At 60.7% G+C, this 17280-nt stretch carries 15 protein-coding genes; 1 reads left to right on the top strand and 14 read right to left on the bottom strand.

Annotation, left to right across the window (positions count from 1 at the left end):
• Window positions 1-17: 17 nt before the first annotated feature.
• The 14 genes from ACR0EZ_RS06965 to ACR0EZ_RS06900 form a co-directional block, all read right to left on the bottom strand.
• The gene (locus tag ACR0EZ_RS06965; protein ID WP_480611929.1) at window positions 18-1682 is read right to left on the bottom strand and encodes an ABC transporter permease; all 1665 of its coding nucleotides are present in this window, start codon (window positions 1680-1682) and stop codon (window positions 18-20) included.
• Between the two features lie 120 nt (window positions 1683-1802).
• Entirely contained in the window at window positions 1803-3023 is a 1221-nt protein-coding gene (locus ACR0EZ_RS06960) for a phenylacetate--CoA ligase family protein (RefSeq protein WP_480611928.1), read from the bottom strand.
• 19 nt (window positions 3024-3042) lie between these two features.
• Window positions 3043-3876 carry an ABC transporter ATP-binding protein gene (locus ACR0EZ_RS06955; RefSeq protein WP_480611927.1) on the bottom strand — a complete coding sequence of 278 codons (834 nt, stop codon included), beginning with the start codon at window positions 3874-3876 and terminating at the stop codon, window positions 3043-3045.
• 71 nt (window positions 3877-3947) lie between these two features.
• Complete coding sequence (locus tag ACR0EZ_RS06950; protein ID WP_480611926.1) at window positions 3948-5231, bottom strand: ABC transporter substrate-binding protein; 1284 nt, start codon at window positions 5229-5231, stop codon at window positions 3948-3950.
• Window positions 5232-5303: 72 nt separating this feature from the next.
• Window positions 5304-6380 carry a branched-chain amino acid ABC transporter permease gene (locus tag ACR0EZ_RS06945; protein WP_480611925.1) on the bottom strand — a complete coding sequence of 359 codons (1077 nt, stop codon included), beginning with the start codon at window positions 6378-6380 and terminating at the stop codon, window positions 5304-5306.
• A 3-nt stretch (window positions 6381-6383) separates the two neighbouring features.
• A complete protein-coding gene (locus tag ACR0EZ_RS06940) occupies window positions 6384-6641 on the bottom strand; it encodes a hypothetical protein (RefSeq protein WP_480611924.1) in 258 nt (85 codons plus the stop codon).
• Window positions 6642-6644: 3 nt separating this feature from the next.
• Window positions 6645-7631, bottom strand: coding sequence for a branched-chain amino acid ABC transporter permease (locus ACR0EZ_RS06935; RefSeq protein WP_480611923.1), 987 nt, complete (start codon window positions 7629-7631; stop codon window positions 6645-6647).
• A gap of 29 nt (window positions 7632-7660) precedes the next feature.
• Window positions 7661-8479, bottom strand: coding sequence for an ABC transporter ATP-binding protein (locus ACR0EZ_RS06930; protein ID WP_480611922.1), 819 nt, complete (start codon window positions 8477-8479; stop codon window positions 7661-7663).
• 4 nt (window positions 8480-8483) lie between these two features.
• Window positions 8484-9035 carry a hypothetical protein gene (locus ACR0EZ_RS06925; protein WP_480611921.1) on the bottom strand — a complete coding sequence of 184 codons (552 nt, stop codon included), beginning with the start codon at window positions 9033-9035 and terminating at the stop codon, window positions 8484-8486.
• Window positions 9036-9100: 65 nt separating this feature from the next.
• The gene (locus ACR0EZ_RS06920; RefSeq protein ID WP_480611920.1) at window positions 9101-11044 is read right to left on the bottom strand and encodes an AMP-binding protein; all 1944 of its coding nucleotides are present in this window, start codon (window positions 11042-11044) and stop codon (window positions 9101-9103) included.
• A gap of 241 nt (window positions 11045-11285) precedes the next feature.
• Window positions 11286-11681, bottom strand: coding sequence for a hypothetical protein (locus ACR0EZ_RS06915; RefSeq protein ID WP_480611919.1), 396 nt, complete (start codon window positions 11679-11681; stop codon window positions 11286-11288).
• Window positions 11682-11756: 75 nt separating this feature from the next.
• On the bottom strand, window positions 11757-12155 hold the full coding sequence (mutT, locus tag ACR0EZ_RS06910; RefSeq protein WP_480611918.1) for an 8-oxo-dGTP diphosphatase MutT: 399 nt from the start codon (window positions 12153-12155) through the stop codon (window positions 11757-11759).
• 55 nt (window positions 12156-12210) lie between these two features.
• On the bottom strand, window positions 12211-13437 hold the full coding sequence (argJ, locus tag ACR0EZ_RS06905) for a bifunctional glutamate N-acetyltransferase/amino-acid acetyltransferase ArgJ (protein WP_480611917.1): 1227 nt from the start codon (window positions 13435-13437) through the stop codon (window positions 12211-12213).
• A 4-nt stretch (window positions 13438-13441) separates the two neighbouring features.
• Complete coding sequence (locus ACR0EZ_RS06900; RefSeq protein WP_480611916.1) at window positions 13442-14290, bottom strand: peptidylprolyl isomerase; 849 nt, start codon at window positions 14288-14290, stop codon at window positions 13442-13444.
• 176 nt (window positions 14291-14466) lie between these two features.
• On the opposite strand from ACR0EZ_RS06900, the gene secA reads away from it, so the two are divergent.
• Window positions 14467-17184 (top strand): preprotein translocase subunit SecA, encoded by a 2718-nt coding sequence (gene secA, locus ACR0EZ_RS06895; RefSeq protein ID WP_480611915.1) that lies wholly within the window; start codon window positions 14467-14469, stop codon window positions 17182-17184.
• The last annotated feature ends 96 nt before the right edge of the window (window positions 17185-17280 follow it).

Raw genomic sequence — 17280 nt, 5'->3', positions numbered from 1 at the left:
GAATTGCGGCGCGAGTGTTACCTGCGCCCGACCTGACGGCAGATCAGGATCACCGGCAGCAATCCAACCGCCAGAATGACCAAGGACGGCACTGCAGCCCCCTCCAACCGCTCGTCCGAGGCCAGCCGATAGGCCTGCACCGCCAGCGTGTCAAAATTGAAGGGCCGCATGATCAGCGTCGCGGGCAGTTCTTTCATCACATCGACAAACACGATCAGCAACGCGGTCAGCAGCGATGGGGTCAGGATCGGCAGATGCACCCGCCGCAACGTCCCAAGCGGGGTCTGCCCCAATGACCGCGCGGCAGCGTCCATATTGGCGTGCACCGTGCTCTGCCCGCCCTCGTAAGCGCTGAGGGCGGCGGCCAGAAACCGCACCATGTAAGCCGCCACCAACAGCCAGATCGAACCCGTCACCAGCAGCCCGGTCGAGACATCGAAGGTCTCGCGCATCCACGCGTCCAGCGCGTTGTCGAACCCGGCGAAGGGTACGATCAGCCCCACGGCGATCACCCCGCCCGGCACCGCATAGCCCAGCCGCGCGATATAGGCGGTGGCAGACGAGGCGCGACCGGGCCGCAGCCGCTGGAAAAACCCGACGCTGATGGCGGCGCAGACCGTGATCACCGCCGCCGTGCCCGCAAGGATCAGCGAATTCTGGATGAAGTCCAGATATCGCTGCGACAGCAGGTTCTGTTCCGACTCCAGCCCCATCTCGACCAGAATGATCACCGGCAACAGGAACCCGAACAGCACCGGAATAGCGCAGAGCAGGAACGCGCCAAGCGCCTTCCAGCCGGATAAATTCGCCGCCGGTTGTGCCGCATGTTGCTTGCCCGCCTGATAGTACTTCGCCTTGCCGCGCTGGGTGCGTTCGGCTACGGCCATGACCAGTGCAAAGACCAGCAGGCACAGCGCCAGCTGCGCCGCCGCAGCCCGGTCCGCCATGGAAAACCAGCTGGTATAGATGCCGGTGGCAAAGGTCTGCACGCCGAAATAGGACACGGTGCCGAAATCGGCGATGGTCTCCATGATCGCCAGCAGCACCCCTCCGGCAATCGCCGGGCGCGCCATCGGCAGCGAGACGCGCCGGAAGGCCAGCCACGGGTTGTTGCCCAGCGCCCGCGCGGCCAGAAAGGCCGTGGCGCTTTGCTGCAGGAACGCCGCCCGCGCCAGCAGGTAGACATAGGGGTAGAGGACAAGGATCAACATCACCGCCGCGCCCTCGGTCGAGCGGATTTCCGGGAACCAGTAGTCGCGCGGCCCCCACCCGGTCACGTCGCGCAGGGTGGACTGAACGATGCCGGGGTGATCCAGAATGAACGTATAGGCATAGGCCAGCACATAGGCCGGAAAGGCCAGCGGCAGGACCAGCGCAATCTCCAGCAGCCGCACGCCGGGAAAGCGGGTCATCGTCACCAGCCAGGCGGCCCCTGTTCCGATGGAAAACGTGCCCGCCGCCACCAGCACCACAAGGATCAGCGTGGTCGCGGTGTAGCGCGGCAGTACCGTATCCATCAGATGAGCGATCGTATCCGTCCCGCCGGTCAGCGCCGCCAGCACAACCGCCACCATCGGCAACAGGCAGGCCGCCGAGACAAAATACGCCACCCCGGCCAGCAGCCGGGTGCCCCGCACGCCGCGATTTCGCGATCCGTTCTGAGAATAGTCGATCTGGGCCATCATCCCGGCTTGTGACTGGCAAAGGCGAAAATGCCCGCCTTTAATCGACCAAAACGCTAAGAAACACCAGTGGGCCGGGCAACAAATCTGCGGCACTTCCTGCCGCAGGAAGGGGTTTTGTCACTCGTAAACCCGCTGATCCTCGATCACCAGACCGTCCTTGGGCAGGGACCCGGGGGCGACAATCTCGATCGCGCCTTTCAGTTTCAGCACCTCGGCCACCGACCGGGCATAAGTCATGTCATCCCCGCCCCGGCTTTCGATCTGAACGGTCATCGTGTCCATCTCGCCCTGACGGGCGGCGATGACGCGGGCCTTGACGATCTCATCATGCTTGTCGACCAGCGCGGCCACCTGTTCGGGGCGTACGAACATGCCCTTGATCTTGGTGGTCTGATCGGCGCGACCCATCCAACCTTTGATCCGCAGGTTGGTACGGCCACAGGGCGAAACGCCCGGCATGATCGCCGACAGATCGCCGGTGGCGAAACGGATCAGCGGATAGTCGGGGTTCAGCGAGGTTACAACGACCTCGCCCACCTCACCCGGCGCAACCGGGGTCCCGGTGCCGGGGGTAACGATCTCGACAATCACGTGCTCGTCGATGATCATCCCCTCCATCGCCGGGCTTTCATAAGCGATATTGCCCAGATCGGCGGTGGCATAGCATTGCAGGCAGGAAATCCCCCGATCCGCGTAGTCCTGACGCAGCGAGGGGAACAGCGCGCCGCCGCCCACAACAGCCGAGGTGAAGCCCAGCGCAACGCCCATCTCATCCGCCTTGTCCAGAATCACCTTCAGATAGTCGGGCGTCCCGGCATAGGCGGTGCAGCCCACATCGCGCGCGGCGGTCACCTGCAGCTCGGTCTGGCCGGTGCCTGCCGGCAGGACCGAAGCCCCAACGGCCCGCGCGCCGCTTTCAAAGATCATGCCCGCGGGGGTCAGATGGTACCCGAAACAATTGTGCACGATGTCACCCGGACAAACCCCCGCCGCATGCAGGAACCGCCCCATGCGCCACCAGTCGGGATCGGTGCTGCCGGGTTCATAGATCGGCCCCGGAGACTGAAACACATGCTGAAAATGCCGCGCCGGTTTCACGGTGAAGCCGCCAAAGGGCGGGCGCGATGCCTGCGCCTGTGCCAGATCGGATTTGCGCAGCACCGGCAGTTGCACCAGATCCTCGACCGAGGTAACGGCGCCCGCCTCGACCCCGGCCAGATGCGCCTGAAACCCCGGGGCAGATCTGGCCCGGTCAAGCTGTACGCGCAATGCCTGCGCCTGATCTGCGGCGCGCTGGTCGGCGGACCGGGTTTCGAGCGTATCGTAATATTTGGTCATCACCTGATCCTCCTTCCGCTTACAGCCACCGTTTGCGGCGGCGGTACGAGCGCACGTCCCGGAAGCTTTTGCGCCCCTCTTCGGACATGCCGAGATAGAATTCCTTGACGTCCGGGTTCTCGCGCAGTTCGGCGGCGGGGCCGTCCATCACCACACGGCCCGATTCCAGAATATAGCCGTAATGGGCAAACCTTAGAGCCACATTTGTGTTCTGCTCGGCCAGCAGGAACGAGACGCCCTCTTTCTCGTTCAAATCCTTCACGATGCCGAAAATCTCTTCGACCAGCTGCGGCGCCAGCCCCATCGAAGGCTCATCCAGCAGGATCGTCTCGGGCCGCGACATCAGCGCCCGGCCCATCGCCACCATCTGCTGTTCCCCGCCCGAGGTATAGCCCGCCTGGCTCCGGCGGCGTTCCTTCAGACGCGGGAAATAATTGTAGACCAGTTCCAGATCCTGCTGAATCGCGGCTGAGCCATCCTTGCGGGTATAGGCTCCGGTCAGCAGGTTTTCCTCGACCGTCAGATGTTCGAAACAGTGGCGGCCTTCCATCACCTGAATGACGCCTTTTTCCACCAGATCGGCGGGGTCGCTTTCATGCACGCTGGTGCCGCGATACTTGATCGAGCCTTTGGTGACCTCGCCCCGTTCCGAATGCAGCAGGTTCGACACCGCCTTGAGCGTGGTGGTCTTGCCCGCCCCGTTGCCGCCCAGCAGCGCGGTGATGCCGCCCTTGGGCACCGTCAGGCTGACACCTTTCAGCACGAGGATGACGTGGTTATAGATCACCTCGATATTGTTCACTTCAAGCAGGGTTTCGGCCTGCACGTCGGTGGTTTGTGCCGCATCCAGCATCAGCGCGTGTCCTCATGCCTTGTGTTTGGGTCGGGGCGGCAACGCACCACCGCCCCGGATATCAAAGCGCCTTAGCTGCAGCGCCCTTCGATGTTGTTTTCTGCGGCATAGGCTGCAGAATCCTCGGCGATCAGCGCCCCGATAACTTCGGTGTCAGTCGGTTTGAAATCCGAAATGACATTCCACTCTTGCGCGGTTGCGTCCCATTGGGTGACGGCAACCAGTCCCGGACCGCCGTGGTTTTCACAGCTGACATCGAATGTCGGACCAAACCCGCTCATCCCCAGCTCGGCCATGCGCTCATCGGTGATGCTCAGAGCTTCCATACCGTCGCGCATCATGGCAGGCGTGATATCTGCAACGCCGTGGATTTCCTGCGCTTTCCGTATGGCCTCGGCAGCAAGCATCGCCGAATAGACGGCGCGGTTATACTGCACCGTTCCAACCTTGTCGCCCGCACCGGCGGCTTTGTCGGCATCGTGGACATATTTCTTGATGTCCTCAAAGACAGGGAAGTTGTCCCCGGTCGCTGTAAAGGCCAGCGCCTTGTAGCCATTCGATGCTTCGCCAGACGGCAACACGTCCGGCTCGGCCCCGGACCACCAGACACCGATGAAGTTCTCCATCGGGAAGCGGATGTTGGCAGCCTCCTGAATGGCGACCTGGTTCATCACGCCCCAGCCCCAGAGAACCACATAATCCGGCCGGTCACGTCGGATTTGCAGCCATTGCGACTTCTGTTCCTGACCGGGGGAATCGACAGGCAGCAAGGCAAGTTCGAACCCGTGTTTCTTGGACAGTTCTTCCAGCGTACGGATCGGCTCTTTGCCATAGGCCGAGTTGTGATAGACCAGCGCCACTTTCTTGCCGCTGATGTCACCGCCGTTTTCCTCAAGAATGTGGTTCACCGCACCCGACGCACCGTTCCAGTAATTCGCAGGGTAGTTGAATACCCATTTGAAAACGTCACCATTGGCCGCCGAGGTCCGTCCGTAGCCAACGGTCTGCAATGGAATGCCATCGGCAGAGACCTTTGGGATCAACTGATAGGTGATGCCCGTCGACAGCGGCTGATACACCAGTGAGCCTTCATTCTTGGTGGACTCGTAGCATTCAACACCCTTTTCCGTTGTATAGCCGGTCTCACATTCGATCAGACGGATCGGAACGCCACCGATGCCGCCATCCCGTTCATTCAGCATGGTGAAATAGTCCGCATACCCATCTGCAAACGGAATACCACCCGCTGCGAAAGGCCCGGTGCGATAGCTGAGCGACGGGATAACCAGATCCGCCAGTGCGGGACCTGCAGCCATCAGGGCGCCCAGCGCCATGGTTGCCAGTTTCTTCTTCATCGGGTGTCTCCTCCCTTGATTGATCCGATGTTGGGTTTCGGGCTTGCCACCCGTCTTTTGATTGGGCCGGCCCTAATGCGGGAACGGCCAGAGTCTGAGTTTCTCTTTCGCGACGCGCCACAGCTGCGCCAGCCCGTGCGGTTCCAGGATCAGGAACATCACGATCAACGCGCCGACGACTACAAGTTGCAGATGCGCCACGATATCGGTGGGCCAGCCCAGCACATCGACGCCGATCAGCTTCAGCACCACCGGCAGCAGCACCAGAAACGCCGCGCCGGCAAAGGACCCGAAAATAGACCCTAATCCGCCGATAATGATCATGAACAACACCAGGAACGATTTCTGGATGCCGAACACCTCGCCGACTTCGACCGCGCCCAGATAGACCGCAAAGAACAACGCGCCCGAGACGCCGACGAAGAAGGAGCTGACCGCAAAGGCCGTCAGCTTGGCCTTCAGCGGGTTCACCCCGATGATCTCGGCGGCGATGTCCATGTCGCGGATCGCCATCCATTTCCGGCCCGTGGTGCCGCGCGTCAGGTTGCGCGCAATCAGGGCGCAGAGGGTCAGGAAGATCAGGCAGAACAGGTAGGTGGCCCATGCGGGCGCGTTGGGGCCGGTGATGATGACGCCGAACACATCGCGCTCTGGCGCGTTGATTTGGCCCGAGGCCGAATAGTTGTAGAACCACGGCACCCGGTTGAACAGCCACACAAGGAAGAACTGCGCCGCAAGCGTCGCCACCGCCAGATAGAACCCCTTGATCCGCAGGGACGGCAGGCCGAACAACACGCCGACAATGGCCGTGATGCCTCCGGCAAGGATGATATGGATGAACATGCTGACATCCGGAAAGGCAGTCATCAGCTTATAACAGGCATAGGCCCCCACGGCCATGAACCCGCCGGTGCCCAAGGACACCTGCCCGCAATAGCCCACCAGAATGTTCAGCCCGATCGCGGCGATGGCATAGATCAGGAACGGCAGCAGCAGGGCGTTGGCCCAGTAATCGTTGATGATGAAGGGGATGATCCCGAACGCCACCGCCAGAACGACATAATAACGATACCGGTCAAATTTGATCGGGAAGGTCTGGCTGTCATCCACGTAAGAGACTTTGAAGTCCCCGGCCTCACGATAGAACATGTCTTACTTTCCCCATTCTTCCTGCGCCCGGTTGCGGGCCTCAGTGTCGAGTTGGTTGGAGCCTTTGGCGTATCCGGTGGCCTCGGACGCGCGCACCAGTTTCAGATAGGCCAGAACCCCCATGATCAGCCCGGCAAAGGCCAGAACCGCCGCGACGGTCAGTTGGCCTGCGCTCAGATCATCCGAGGTGAGCGCGATATAGCCAAAGGCCCAGAACCCCGCCCATGCGATCACGTTGATGATGGCGAGCAGCTTGGTCATGCCCTACACCCTCTCAATGATCTTCTCGCCGAACAGGCCCTGCGGCCGGAACACCAGAAAGATCAGCGCCAGCACGTAGGCAAACCAGTTCTCGGTCGCGCCGCCGACCATCGGGCCGATGGCAAACTCGAACAGCTTCTCGCCCACACCGATGATCAGCCCGCCGACGATGGCGCCGGGGATCGAGGTGAACCCGCCCAGCATCAGCACCGGCAACGCCTTGAGCGCGATCAGCGACAGCGAAAACTGCACGCCCGATTTGGTGCCCCACATGATGCCCGCGACCAGCGCGACAAACCCTGCCACCGACCAGACCATGATCCAGATGAAGTTCAGCGAGATTCCCACCGACAAAGCCGCCTGATGGTCATCGGCCACCGCGCGCATCGCCCGGCCCTGTTTGGTGTATTGGCTGAACGCCACCAGCGCCGCCACCAGAAGCGCCGCAATCACCGTCGCCACGATATCCAGATTGTCGATAAAGAAGCCGTAGCCGAAGATGTTGAACGTGCTTTCATCAATCCACAGGTTGATGCCCTGCGGCAGGCCCACATCCAGCGTCTTGATCTCGGACCCCCACATCAGATCGGCCACGCCCTCAAGGAAATAGGCCAGCCCGATGGTCGCCATGAACAGGATGATCGGCTCCTGCCCGACCAGATGCCGCATCACGAACCGCTGCACCGCCCAGGCCAGCAGAACCATCACCGCCATGGTCAGGATGATTGCCAGCAGCGCCGGAACGTTCCAGCCGAAATAATGCACATGGGTGCCGAAGATCGCGTTGATCAGATGCGCAAAGGGCACCTGTCCGTTCATGATCCCGACCAACGTCATCGCCGCAAACAGCGCCATAACCCCTTGGGCATAATTGAAAATCCCCGAGGCCTTGTAGATCAGCACAAAGCCCAGCGCGACCAGCGCATACAGCACCCCGGCCATCAGACCGTTGAGGATGACCTCCATCGCGAATACGAGTTGTTCAGGCATAGGTGCCTCCCCAGATTTCTGCCCGGATATCAGTCATTGCTGACCCCCAGATAGGCGTCGATGACTTCCTGGTTGCTGCGCACCTCATCCGGAGTGCCGTCACCGATCTTCTTGCCGTAGTCCATCACGACCACCCGGTCGCTCAGGTCCATGACCACGCCCATATCGTGTTCGATCAGGGCAATCGTCGTGCCGAATTCGTCATTCACGTCGAGGATAAAGCGGCTCATGTCCTCTTTCTCTTCGACATTCATCCCGGCCATCGGCTCGTCCAGCAGCAGCAGCTTGGGCTCCGCCGCCAAGGCCCGCGCCAGTTCGACGCGTTTTTTCAGGCCGTAGGGCAGGCGCGAGACAGGCGTCTTGCGGATGTGCTGGATTTCGAGAAAGTCGATGATCTTCTCGACCGCCTCACGGTTCTCGGTCTCTTCCGCCTCGGCTTTGCCCTTCCACCAGGCCTGCTGCAGGATGTTGGTCTTCATGAAACCCAACCGCCCGGTCATCACGTTGTCCAGAACGCTCATCCCTTCGAACAGGGCGATGTTTTGAAACGTCCGCGCAATGCCCTGCTGCGCCACCTCAAAGGGCCGCATCGGCGGGCGTTTGGCCCCGTGAAACCAGACCTCGCCTTCCTGCGGGACATAAAAGCCCGAGATCACGTTCAGCATCGAGGACTTGCCCGCCCCGTTCGGCCCGATAATGGCCCGAATTTCACCCTCGCGGATGTCGAACGAGATATCCTTGATCGCCACCACACCGCCGAACCGCAGGGTGATGTTCTTCATCTCCATCACCACACCGCCGATCTTGCGGCCGTCTTCGGTGACATATCCTTCGGAGTTATCCAGCATATCTTTAACGTCCCTCCTCGCAGGAATGGGGTGTCGGACCGGATTCTGCTGCTACAATGAAGAAGTTCCGGGGATCATCAAACACTGCCATGAAAACTTTCACATAGTTTCCGTCAGGATTCGGCACGCGTGTTTCCAACACCCTCTGATAGGCCGTCGGCGGTTCCGAACAGAGCGGCACGTCGGAAAAAACGCTCTGAGTCTTTTGCGCATCTGCCCATTCATCAAACCGATGCTGCAGCTCGGTTAGAACCCCGGGTGATGGTCGTTCAGGGGACGCAGCCGTGGGAACCGGCTCAATTTGACAGCCGCGATATCCGTTGGGCGTTTTCAGTTCTTTCAGAAGGCTGAACGGGCTGGCCCACCACGCATTGACGATCCGCTTCTGCGATGGATCATGTTCCGCCGGGTCAAGATCCGGGCGCAACCCGCCATCATTAACCAAGGCCGGAACGCAGTAGCGATCAAAAACGTCTACCGAGGTTTCAAGAGCAGCATCTTGTCCATTCTGCGTCTCCGCCGCGCAAGCCGCACCCGCCAATACTGTCGCAACCATCCCAGCCAAAAAACGGGACGGCGGGCGGGGCGATGACCGCGGGTCGAGCGGCGCTCGAACGGCCCTCATTCCGCTGCCACCTTATGCTGCGCCACCGACACAACCGGCGCATCGACAATCTCGAGCGTTGCGGAAATCGAGCCCTTGCGGCCATCCTCATAGGTCACTTCCGTGGTGGTAGAGACGCTGGGCGACCCATCATAAAGGGCATCGATAATGTCGTGGAACTTCTCCTCGACAAAGCCGCGCCGCACCTTGCGGGTCCGGGTCATCTCGCCATCATCGGCGTCCAACTCCTTGTGCAGAACCACAAAGCGGTGCACCTGACAGCCCGACAGCATCTCGTCCGCGGCAACCGACTTGTTCACCTCTTCCACATGGGCCCTGATCGTCTCTAACACACGCGGATTGGCCGTCAGCTCCTGATAAGACGCATAGGCCACATTGTTGCGCTCGGCCCAATTTCCCACCGCCGTCAGGTCGATATTGATGAAAGCTACGCAGCGATCCTTGCCGTTGCCGAACAGCACGACCTCAAGGATGTCAGGATAGAATTTCAGCTTGTTCTCGACATATTTCGGCGCAAACATCGAGCCATCGGCCATCTTGCCCACATCCTTGGCCCGGTCGATGATCCGCAGATGGCCCGAGCCTTCTTCGATGAACCCGGCATCGCCGGTGGCCACCCAACCCTCGGCATCCTTGGTCGAGGCGGTCGAGTCCGGGTTGTTGTAATACTCGACAAACACACCGGGCGAGCGGTAGTGAATCTCGCCCTTGTCGTCGATCCTCAGCTCAACATCCGGCGCCGGAACGCCAACCGTATCCGCGCGCACCTCACCATCGGGCTGCACGGTGATGAACACCGTGGCTTCGGTCTGGCCGTAAAGCTGTTTCAGGTTGATGCCCAGAGAGCGATAAAAGTCAAAGATTTCCGGGCCGATCGCCTCCCCCGCGGTATATCCCACGCGGAACCGTCCATAGCCCAGCGTGTCCTTGAGCGGACCGTAGACCAGCAGATTTCCCAGCGCGTATTTCAGCTTGTCGCCAAAGCCCACCGGCTTGCCATCCAGCAGCAACCCGCCGACCTTCTTGGCATGGGCCATGAAGTGGTGGAACATCCGCTGCTTCAGCTTGCCCGCATCCTCCATCCGGATCATCACATTGGTCAGCTGAGTCTCGAACACGCGCGGCGGCGCGAAAAAGTATGTCGGCCCGATCTCGCGCAGGTCGGTCATCATCGTGTCGGCGCTTTCGGGGCAGTTCACGCAGAAACCACACCAATAGGCCTGACCGATGGAAAAGATGAAGTCCCCCACCCAGGCCATCGGCAGGTAGGACAGGATATCCTCGTTCCGGGTCAGGTGATCGAACTCGGCCGAATTCTTGGCGCTTTCGATGACATTCCGGTTCGACAGCACCACGCCCTTGGGCTTTCCGGTCGTGCCCGAGGTATAGAGCATCACGCAGGTATCGTCATAGGTGATCGCGGCGATACGCTTGTCCAGTTCCGCATCGAACCGCGCGTGCCCGGCGCTGCCCTCGGACATGATGTCCTCGAGCGCGTTCATCTGGGAATGGTCGTATTTCCGCATCCCCCGCTTGTCGGTATAGAGGATGTGCTTGACCTGATGCAGGTTTTCCTGAATCTCGATGACCTTGTCGACCTGCTCCTGATCGCCGCAGACGACATATTTCGCGCCGCAATGTTCCAGCACATAAGCCATCTCTTCCGCGACCGAGTCCTGATACAGCGGCACCGGCACCGCGCCGACCATCTGCGCCGCCACCATCGACCAGTAATGCGCCGGACGGTTGCGGCCTATGACGGCGATATGGTCGCCCTTCTCAACGCCCAGTTCCAGAAAACCGAGCGCAATCGCGCGGATTTCCCTGGCCGTCTCGGCCCAGGACCAGCATTGCCAGATGCCGAATTCCTTTTCCCGATACGCCGGAGCATCCCCGAACTGCGTCGCATTGCGGTGTAACAGCGCCGGAAGGGAGGCCATCCCTTCAGCGCTTGACTGCATCTGAGCCAATCTTCCTCTCCTCCCCATCCGGCCCCTCCCCGGGCCGGAAATGGCGGGTTCGGGTCAGACCCGAACGCCAATGCCCCGATTACGGGGTGCCTGCACGATCAGCATCAAGTTTTGCCTGATGTTTTCTCAATTCTTACGAATTGTAACAGGGGTGGAGGAGGGTTTTTCCTATTTTTCGCAAGATAACTTAGCCGCAGAAAAAACTTGTCTTTCAAAGTTCTTCCTTGCAACGTCCTTTCTCAGCCTCTCTCATCGTCACGATTTTCATATCTTGTTCTTGTTTCTTTTTGGCCTCTTCGAACTGACTTAACTCAAACTCAAGTTGTCGAGCAAAAGCGATCCTTCTCGACCCGATCAAGCCATGGATTGAAGCGATGACAATAGCCAAAAGTGCCGCCAACAAAACCCACGTAACCGTAGGGCGTATCTGCAAAAATTCGGCTAAAAGTAAGAATGTAAGGTCACCAAACCAAAACAATGCGACCATCAGCACGGCAAAACCAGCAGACAGAATAAGGGTGATCTCAGAGCCGATATTGCGACGCGCCCGCTTTGCGATTTTACTGCGTTCAGCGACAGTTAATTGGGAAAAATTGACCTTAGACATTCCAGCAAAGCTCTCCAATGCACCCGATCTGAGTTTTCGGCAAACGCAGCACTAGGCCATCTTTACGCTCCGCATTCACAACCAATCCCGCAATATCGGGATCAACGGCACATCCGCCGCCGGCATCGGATAGTTCCGCAGATCGTTCGCCCGCACCCATTTCAACGCCTGTCCTTCTTTCGACTGCGGAATGCCCTCCCATTTGCGGCAGGCGAATAGCGGCATCAGCAGGTGGAACTCATCATAGCTGTGGCTGGCAAATGTCAGCGGTGCGAGGCAGGAGGCCCAGGTGTCGATGCCCAATTCCTCGTGCAATTCGCGGATCAGGGCGGCTTCGGGGGTTTCGCCGGGCTCGATCTTGCCGCCGGGGAATTCCCAGAGACCGGCCATCGACTTGCCCTCGGGGCGTTGCCCAAGCAGCACCCGGCCCTCGACATCGATCAGAGCCACCGCAGACACCAGAACTGTCTTCATGGTCGCAATCCCGGACGCAAAACCGGGCTCCACTTTTGCTGGAATTGCTCCGGCTTCACGAGCGATAATCCGCGTTGATCTCGATATAGCCATGGGTCAGGTCGCAGGTCCAGACGGTGGATTTCCCCTCGCCCAGTCCAAGATCGACCGCGATGATAAGGTCCTGACCTTTCATGTAGGCAGCAGCATCTTCTTCGCGGTAATCGGGACTGACCCAGCCTTTTTCGGCCACCAGGATGTCTCCGAAGGAAATGCTCAGCAGGTCGCGGTCCGCAGCTGCGCCGGATTTGCCGATGGCCATGACGATGCGGCCCCAGTTCGGATCCTCGCCCGCGATGGCGGTTTTGACCAGCGGCGAATTGGCGATGGCCAGCCCGTGGGTCTTGGCATCGGCGTCCGTCGCCGCCCCGGTCACGCGGATTTCCACGAATTTCGTGGCCCCTTCCCCATCGCGCACCACCTGTTGCGCGAGGTCCAGCATGACCGTTTCCAAAGCTTCGGCAAAAGCCGCGTTGCCGGTGGCATCGACGCCCGAAGCCCCGGTCGCGCACAAAAGCAGGCTGTCCGAGGTCGAGGTATCGCTGTCCACGGTGATGCAGTTGATCGTGCGGTCCGTCTGCGCGCCCAGCATCGCCTGCAGGGCGGATTGATCGACCTGCGCATCGGTGAAGATATAGACCAGCATCGTCGCCATATCGGGCGCGATCATGCCCGACCCCTTGGCAATCCCCGCAACAGAGACTGTTTTGCTGTCAATCTCGACCTGTGCAGACGCGCCCTTGGGGAAGGTATCGGTGGTCATGATCGCCCGCGCCGCATCCTCGATGGCATGGCGACTGAGGCCCGTTTTCAGCGCTTCAAGCTGCGCCACGATCCGGTCATGCGGCAGCGGTTCGCCGATCACCCCGGTGGACGAGGTAAAGACCCGTTCCACCGGTACACCGGTGGCCTCGGCAACCGCCTGCGTCACCTCGGCGACCGAGGTCTGGCCATAATGGCCGGTAAACGCATTGGCATTGCCCGAATTCACCAGGATCGCCGCAGGCCCGTCGCTGGGTCCGCCGATCTTGTCCTGACAGTTCAGCACCGGTGCCGCGCGGGTGGCCGAACGGGTGAAAACACCCGCCACGGACGTGCCCGGATCCAGCACGGCCAGCATCACATCGGTCCGGCCCTGATAGCGCACGCCCGCCTCGACGGTGGCAAAGCGCACACCGTCAATCGCGGGCAGTTCTGGAAAGGCCGCCGGGGCCAGCGGGGAAACTTTGGTAATCGTGGCCACGGGGTTACTCCTGAATCAGGTCCAGTTGCCGCATGATCTCGGGGCCCGCGCCGTCCAGGGCCGGGCGCTCGATCTGCGCCTGCTGGGTCAGTTCGTCGATGCGGGCCTGAACCGCCTCTTGCTGCAGGGTCTGAACCAGCTCACCCCGCACGTCGGCCAACTCGGGCGCTTCGGTTTTGCGGGTGTCGTTCAGGATGACGAGGTGCCAGCCGAACTGGGTCTGCACCGGGTCCGAGACCTGACCCTTTTCCAGCCCCAGCACGGCCGCTTCGAACTCTGGCACCATCTGGCCCTTGCCGAACCAGCCCAGCGCGCCGCCGCTGGGACCCGACGGACCGGTGGATTTCTCGCGCGCCAGTTCTGCAAAATCCGCACCGTCATCCAGTTGCGTCTTGATGTCTTTGGCCTCGTCCTCGGTCTCGACCAGAATGTGGCTGGCGTCGAACTCATCCTCGCCCACAAAATCGGCGAATTGCGCGTCATAGGCGGCCTGGACCGTCTCATCCGTCACGGCCTCGTCCGTCACGGTGTTGACGGTCTGAACCGCCAGCAGGGACCGTTTTTCGTTGTCCAGCGTCAGCGCGCCCTGTGTTGACAGATCGTCCTGCTGCTGGCTCAGCAGCTCCTGCTGGATCAGCTGTTCGAGGATGAAATCATACAGAACGTCATCTTCCAGTTGCTGGTATTGCGCCGGCAGGGCCGATGCGGTGGCGATGATGTGACCCAATGTGATCTCATCCCCGTTCACTCGGGCGACAACCGTGGCGGCATCGGGCGCGGTCTGGGCGGCCAGCGGCAGCGCCATCACGGCGGTCAGCGCCAGCGATGGCAGAAAAGTGAGGCCTTTGGGCATGGAATCATCCTATTTCTTTGCCGCGACAGGGCGCGGCGTTGACACTTCAGAACCTGCCGCTTACATCGCCTTGAAGCCTTGGACAGGGCCGCCTTTCACCCCCCGTATCTATGGGTTGCGCGCAAGGTGGGCAAGCCTGTCGCAACCAAGACAAGAACAGATCCGCTGGAGTGAACATGCTGGGACTCGGAACGCTCGCCAAAAAGGTGTTCGGAACACCGAACGACCGCAAGATCAAGGCGACCCGCCCCCTGATCGAAAAGATCAACGCGCTGGAGCCCGAGTTCGAGAATCTGCCGGATGAGGCGCTGACCGAAAAGACCGCCGAGCTGCGCCAGCGGGCGCTGGACGGGGAAAGCCTGGATAGCCTGTTGCCCGAAGCCTTTGCCAATGTCCGCGAAGGGGCCAAACGCGCGCTGGGTCTGCGCGCCTTTGACGTGCAACTGATGGGCGGCGTGTTCCTGCACCAGGGCAACATCTCGGAAATGAAGACGGGTGAGGGCAAGACGCTGGTCGCCACCTTCCCCGCCTATCTGAACGCGCTGACCGGCAAGGGCGTGCATATCGTCACCGTCAACGAATACCTGGCCAAGCGTGACGCGGAATGGATGGGCAAGGTGTTTGGTGCCGTGGGTATGACCACCGGCGTGATCTGGTCCGGTCAGGCGGATGCCGAAAAGATGGCCGCCTATTCCAGCGATATCACCTATGCCACCAATAACGAGCTTGGCTTCGACTATCTGCGCGACAACATGAAGGCCGATCTGGAGCAGGTTTATCAGAAGCACCACAATTTCGCGATTGTGGACGAGGTCGACTCGATCCTGATTGATGAGGCGCGGACGCCGCTGATCATCTCGGGGCCGTCGCAGGACCGGTCCGAGCTGTATACCGCCATCGATGCGCTGATCCCATCGCTGGGCGACGATCACTTCACGCTGGACGAGAAATCGCGCAACGTGACCTTCACCGACGAAGGCAACGAATTCCTGGAACAGCAATTGCTGGCCAACGGCCTGATCCCCGAAGGCCACTCGCTGTACGATCCCGAAAGCACCACGGTCGTGCACCACGTCAATCAGGGCCTGCGCGCGCATAAGCTGTTCCAGCGCGACAAGGATTACATCGTCCGCGACGGCAACGTTGTCCTGATCGACGAATTCACCGGCCGGATGATGCCGGGCCGCCGCCTGTCCGAGGGTCTGCATCAGGCCATCGAAGCCAAGGAAGGCGTGCAGATTCAGCCGGAAAACGTGACGCTGGCCAGTGTCACCTTCCAGAACTACTTCCGCCTGTATGACAAGCTGGGCGGCATGACCGGCACCGCGCTGACCGAGGCCGAGGAATTTGCCGAAATCTACGGCCTCGGCGTGGTCGAGGTTCCGACCAACAAGCCGATTGCCCGCGAAGACAAGGACGATCAGGTCTATCGCACCGCTGCCGAGAAATACGGCGCGATGATCGAACAAACCAAAAAGGCGCAGGAAACCGGCCAGCCGGTTCTGCTGGGCACCACCTCGATCGAGAAATCGGAACTGCTGAGCCAGCTTCTGCAGAAAGAGGGCATCGAGCATAACGTTCTGAACGCCCGCCAGCACGAGCAGGAAGCGCAGATCGTGGCCGATGCGGGCCGTCTGGGCGCGGTGACCATCGCCACCAACATGGCAGGGCGCGGCACCGACATTCAGCTGGGCGGCAACGTGGAAATGAAGGTGCTGCAGGCGCTGGCCGAAAACCCCGAGGCCGACCCCGCCGACCTGCGCGCCGCGGAAGAGGCGCGCCATTCGGAAGAAAAGCAAAAAGTGCTCGAGGCCGGCGGACTGTACGTCATGGCCTCGGAACGGCACGAAAGCCGCCGCATCGACAACCAGCTGCGGGGCCGCTCGGGCCGTCAGGGCGACCCGGGCCGCACCGTGTTCTACCTGAGCCTCGAAGACGACCTGATGCGCATCTTCGGCTCGGAACGGCTGGACAAGGTGCTGACCACGCTGGGCATGAAAGAGGGCGAGGCGATCATCCACCCCTGGGTTAACAAATCGCTGGAACGCGCCCAGTCCAAGGTCGAAGGGCGCAACTTTGACATGCGCAAGAACGTTCTGAAATTCGACGACGTGATGAACGATCAGCGGAAAGTGGTGTTCAGCCAGCGGCGCGAGATCATGTCGGCGGATGACCTGTCCGAGATCGTCTCGGACATGCGCGAGCAGGTGATCGACGATCTGATCGACGAATATATGCCGCCGAAATCTTATGCCGATCAGTGGGATACCGATGGCCTGCACGAAGCGGTCAAGGACAAGCTGACCATCGACGCCCCGGTTCAGGACTGGGCCGCCGAGGAAGGCGTCGATGACGAACAGATGCGCGAGCGTCTGGTCAAGGCGGCTGATGAGATGATGGCGCAGAAGGCCGTCGCCTTCGGCCCCGAGAACATGCGCAACATCGAAAAACAGGTGCTGCTGCAGACCATCGACGGCAAATGGCGCGAGCATCTGCTGACGCTGGAACATCTGCGCTCGGTCGTGGGTTTCCGGGGCTATGCCCAGCGCGACCCGCTGAATGAATACAAGAATGAAAGCTTCCAGCTGTTCGAAAGCATGCTGGATTCCTTGCGCGAAACCGTGACCCAGCAATTGTCACGCGTGCGCCCGCTGACCGAGGAAGAGCAAAAGGAAATGCTGGCCCAGATGGCCGCGCAACAGGCGCAGGCGCAAAAGGCTGTCGATCAGGCGGCGGATCGGGCCGAAGCGGTGGCCGAGGCCGAAGCTTCGGGCGACGCCCTGCCCGGCTTTGACGAAAACGATCCGTCGACCTGGGGCAACCCGTCGCGCAACGACAAATGCCCCTGCGGATCGGGCAAGAAGTTCAAGCACTGCCATGGCAGGCTGACCTAACGTCACCCTCTTTCAACCACAATCACTCCGTCTCGCGGCCACAAATTGGCCGCGATTTTTAACGACAGTGCGACTCGCTCCTTCAACTGGGGAGGG

This window comes from Ruegeria sp. AK4, assembly GCF_056541025.1.
The sequence above is the reverse complement of the archived record's forward strand: the minus strand, read 5'-3'. Positions and strand labels throughout refer to the sequence as shown.